1 protein-coding gene is annotated in these 5453 nt (G+C 41.6%); it reads right to left on the reverse strand.

Annotated features, from left to right (window positions below; all coding sequences use genetic code 11):
- Positions 1–5441 (reverse strand): ESPR-type extended signal peptide-containing protein (locus I2F23_RS13440; RefSeq protein ID WP_266096423.1); only part of this gene is annotated, 5441 nt, incomplete at its 3' end.
- Positions 5442–5453: the final 12 nt, after the last annotated feature.

A 5453-nucleotide genomic window follows, 5' to 3' on the forward strand; every position in this document is an offset into this window, starting at 1 on the left:
GCATCTTTGGCTGTCACCGTTGTACCTGCAGCTGTAGTTTCACTACTATTGCCTGTTTTGTCTGTAACCGTAGAGCCCGTCGGTGTTGTACTGTTGGTGTTGCCAGAAGTATCTTTTAAAGTTGTTCCTGCTAAACCGTAGTTTGCAGATGAACCATCTTTTCCTTGAATACTTGTCCCTGAACCCGTCAGAGTGGCTGTATTACCTGAAGAATCTGTAGTCGTTAATCCACTATTATTTAAAGATGTATTACCTGCAGTAACACTACCGTCACTACCCAAATTAACATCTTTAGCCAGTTTAACCTCAAGACCATCTGTGCCGTTTGCAACCACACCGATGTTGTTATCTGTCAGTTTGGTACTATCTGCACCACCTTTGATACTTAATGTATCGCCCAACTTACGTGCAACATCTGTACCGCTATCACCTGCAAAGTTTAGACCTTTGTTGGTTAGCTCAGTTTGAGTAGATTTTAATTGAGAGACATTTACTGCATCTGTATCTGCAGTACCTGCTGCAACATTTGTAATTTTCATATCTGCAGCATTAATACCAGTCGTAGTAACACTTGGACCATTATTTATTGTAAGACCCGTTGCTGTTACTTTACTTGTATTTGTACCATCTGTTGCAGATAACCCATCAGTCGCAGTTAATGTACTTTTTGCTTTTCCATTGGCAGTAGATAAGCCACTGGTTCCTACAACAACATCATTTACACCATCTGTATAGGTAGTTTGTTTTGCAGTGCTTGTTGCACTTGTTACCCCATCACTAGATGTTAATGTGTTACTGCTCGCGTTCGCAACATTGGTATTTCCACTTGCATCTTGAATATTAGAACCTGTTGCATTAACAGTCGTATTGTTGTTTGATGCATCAGTTAAAGAAGCACTGCTTGTTGTATAGTTAGCACTTGATAAACTTGTACCATTTTTAGAAGTAAGTTTTAAACCAGTTGCATCACTGCTACTTGTATTCCCATTACCATCTTTTAGTACAGAACCATTTAAAGTATAAGAAGCAGATCTATTGCCATCATTAGAAATAATTGATGTCCCTGTTCCAGATACTACCGCACTGTTTCCATCTGTATCCGTTGCTGTTACAGTCTGGAAATTTGAGTTTTGGTCAATACCAACAACGATGTCACCGTTACTATCTGTGGTTGTTTTAATATTTTTGGTATTGTACTGCGCATCAGCTTTAGTACCTGTCCCTTTAATAGTCTGCGTTTCACCTAAATTTCTATGTGTAACTGTACCATTGTTATCAGAGAAGTTAAGGCCACTTTGTTGTGTAGCATATAGCTGACTACCATTAATCGCATCTTTTGAGTCAGAACTAATTGTTCCATCTGCCACATTCGTGACTTTCATGCTTGCAGCATTAATACCTGTGGTAGTAACACTTGGACCATTATTTACAGTAAGTCCAGTGGCTGTTACTTTGCTTGTATTGGTGCCATCAGTAACATTTAAACCGTTGGTTGCAGTAACAGTACTGCTATTCGAGCCATTGCTCGCAGACAAGCCACTATTACCTACGCTAACGTTATTGGTACCATCGGTGTAAGCCGTGTTACCTGCAGTCGTCGTGGTTTTTGTATTTCCATCACTTGAGGCAATGATGTTATTGGTTGCTGTACTCGTGTTGGTATTGCCACTAGAGTCCGTCAACTTAGATTCAGTTAAATCATAATTTGCTGTCGTTTTGCCATCGCTAGATTTTACAGCTGTGCCTGTACCCGACAATACACTGTTGTTGCCACTCGTATCCGTTGCCGTAACGGTCTGGAAATTCGAGTTCTGATCAATACCCACCACAACGTTACCACTGCTATCCGTAGTGGTTTTAATATTGGCTGTATTGTATTGATCATCGGCCTTGGTTCCTGTCCCCTTGATGGTTAAGGTTTCACCCAAGTTTTTATGTGTGACTGTGCCGTTATTGTCTTTAAAGTTAAGACCACTTTGTTGCGTGGCATATAGCTGACTACCATTAATCGCATCTTTTGATGTTGAATTTACATCACCATCTGCAACATTGGTTACTTTCATTTTTGCAGCATCAATACCTGTGGTAGTAACACTTGGACCATTATTTACAGTAAGCCCAGTGGCTGTTACTTTGCTTGTATTGGTGCCATCAGTAACATTTAAACCATTGGTTGCAGTAACAGTACTACTATTCGAGCCATTGCTCGCAGATAATCCACTATTACCTACGCTAACGTTATTGGTGCCATCGGTGTAAGCCGTGTTACCTGCAGTCGTCGTAGTTTTAGTTTTCCCATCACTTGAAGCAACGATGTTATTGGTTGCTGTCGTCGTGTTGGTATTGCCACTAGAGTCGGTCAACTTAGATTCAGTTAAATCATAATTTGCTGTCGTTTTGCCATCGCTAGATTTTACAGCCGTACCTGTACCAGACAATACGCTGTTGTTGCTATTCGTATCCGTTGCCGTAACCGTTTGGAAATTCGAGTTCTGATCAATACCCACCACAACGTTACCACTGCTATCTGTAGTGGTTTTAATATTGGCTGTATTGTATTGATCATCGGCCTTGGTTCCTGTCCCCTTGATGGTTAAGGTTTCACCCAAGTTTTTATGTGTGACTGTGCCGTTATTGTCTTTAAAGTTAAGACCACTTTGTTGCGTAGCATATAACTGACTACCATTAATTGCATCTTTTGATGTTGAGCTAATTGTTCCATCTGCAACATTGGTCACTTTCATACTTGCAGCATTAATGCCTGTCGTAGTAACACTTGGACCATTATTTACAATAAGTCCAGTAGCTGTTACTTTGCTTGTATTGGTACCATCATTTACAGATAAGCCACTATTGCCTACGCTAACGTTATTGGTACCATCGGTGTAAGCCGTGTTACCTGCAGTCGTCGTAGTTTTAGTTTTCCCATCACTTGAAGCAACGATGTTATTGGTTGCTGTCGTCGTGTTGGTATTGCCACTAGAGTCCGTCAACTTAGATTCAGTTAAATCATAATTTGCTGTCGTTTTGCCATCGCTAGATTTTACAGCTGTGCCTGTACCAGACAATACGCTGTTGTTGCCACTCGTATCCGTTGCCATAACCGTTTGGAAATTCGAGTTCTGATCAATACCCACCACAACGTTACCACTGCTATCCGTAGTGGTTTTAATATTGGCTGTATTGTATTGATCATCGACCTTGGTTCCTGTCCCCTTAATGGTTAAGGTTTCACCCAAGTTTTTATGTGTGACTGTGCCATTATTGTCTTTAAAGTTAAGACCACTTTGTTGTGTGGCATATAGCTGACTACCATTAATCGCATCTTTTGATGTTGAATTTACATCACCATCTGCAACATTGGTTACTTTCATTTTTGCAGCATTAATACCTGTGGTAGTAACACTTGGGCCATTATTTACGGTAAGTCCAGTGGCTGTTACTTTGCTTGTATTGGTACCATCATTTACAGATAAGCCACTATTGCCGACGCTAACATTATTGGTACCATCGGTGTAAGCCGTGTTACCTGCAGTCGTCGTAGTTTTAGTTTTCCCATCACTTGAAGCAACGATGTTATTGGTTGCTGTCGTCGTGTTGGTATTGCCGCTAGAATCCGTCAATTTCGCCTGATTCAGACCGTAATTTGCTGTCGTTTTGCCATCGGTAGATTTTACAGCCGTACCTGTACCAGACAATACGCTGTTGTTACCATTCGTATCCGTTGCCGTAACCGTTTGGAAATTCGAGTTCTGATCAATACCCACTACAACGTTACCACTGCTATCCGTAGTGGTTTTAATATTGGCTGTATTGTATTGATCATCGGCCTTGGTTCCTGTCCCCTTGATGGTTAAGGTTTCACCCAATTTTTTAGTCACTGAACCATTATTACTTGTAAAAGTAATTGGCTTAACCACTTCCGTATTTAAAGTAGTCAGTGCATTTTCTACACCACTGACTTTTGTTGTGGTTCCATCTGTCTTAGTAATTGTATAAGTTGGTGTTGTCACCTGTCCTGTTGTACTGTCTAAAGCAGATGAACCACCCAAAGCAGTGGCTGTACTCTTGGCAACATTATCTGTATAGTTTTTTGTCGCTTTTAACTGTGCGACGTTTACTGCATCAACATCATTCGTACCAGCAGCAACCCCCGTAATCTGACGACTTACCGTCGAACCACTACCTACAGCAACCGCAGCATTTGTAGATTTCCAAACATTTGTAGTATCTGTACTACCCTGACCAGTAATTGGATCATAACCAGCAACTCCAGACCCAATAGAGGCAACAGAGTTTGAACCGATAGCTACACCACCCGATTGTGTTGCACTTGCTCCCAAACCAATTGCTGTTGCACTACTAGATGCATTTGCACCTTTACCTAAAGCTGTACCATTGGCAGCAGCAGAACTTCCACCACCAATTGCTGTTGCATTATCTCCAGTCGCCTGAGAGCCTGTAGAAGATGAACTACCAGAACCAATCGCTGTGGAATTCACACCTGAAGATTTTGCATTAATACCAATTGCAACAGAACCTGTATTTGATGCGTTTGAAACAGCACCAATAGCCAGCGCACCCTGACCTCCAGCATTTGCTGTTGTACCTAATGCAACAGAAGCATCCCCTATAGCATTGGCAGCCATACCAAATGCACTAGAAAAATTTCCAGTCGCTTTTGCAGTAACACCAACAACGACTGCCCCACCACCAGCTGCTGTAGTTTCAGGATATCCAGTTGGTAAGTCTACACCTGTAATTGTTTTATAAGATGAATTATAAGCAGATCTAACTTTATTAATATCGTCGCCACCAATGGCAATACTCGAATTACCTGTAGCATTGACATTATTACCCATAGCAACAGATTGGTCTCCACTTGCTACAGCTACACTACCTACAGCTACAGATTGCCCATTACCACTACTTGCAGTAGATGCATTGTCCCCAATTGCAACAGAACGACTCGTACCTGTGGTGTTGGCAGACTTACCAATTGCAATAGATGTATCACTTCCAGCATTGGCTAAATAACCAATCGCAATTGCAGCATTACCACTTGCTGTTGCACCAGTACCTGAATTAGCTCCTCCACCTGCAGCAAAAGAGTTATCACCACTTGCTTTTGCATCATTACCAAGTGCGGTTGAACCATATCCAGTTGCTTTAGCTCCTGAACCATAGGCAGATGTACTTTGTGCACTTGCTGTTGCACTGTTACCAATCGCAGTTGCATAGTTACCTCCGGCGGATGCGGCATTATCTCCAGAGCCATAGGCAGAATATGAAGCAAATGCATTTGGGGAGAAAACGACCATGGCAGCAATTAAAGTTGCCGAGCCAATCGTCTTTGTTTTAGTTTTTGATTTCGCTAGCTCAGAAACTGCAATCCAAGTGCCTAGAGACGCATTCCAAACAATTTTATAGATTTTATTCATGATAATTATACC

Origin of the sequence: Acinetobacter pollinis (genome assembly GCF_015627175.1) — a bacterium.
GTDB classification, from domain to species: Bacteria; Pseudomonadota; Gammaproteobacteria; order Pseudomonadales; family Moraxellaceae; genus Acinetobacter; species Acinetobacter pollinis.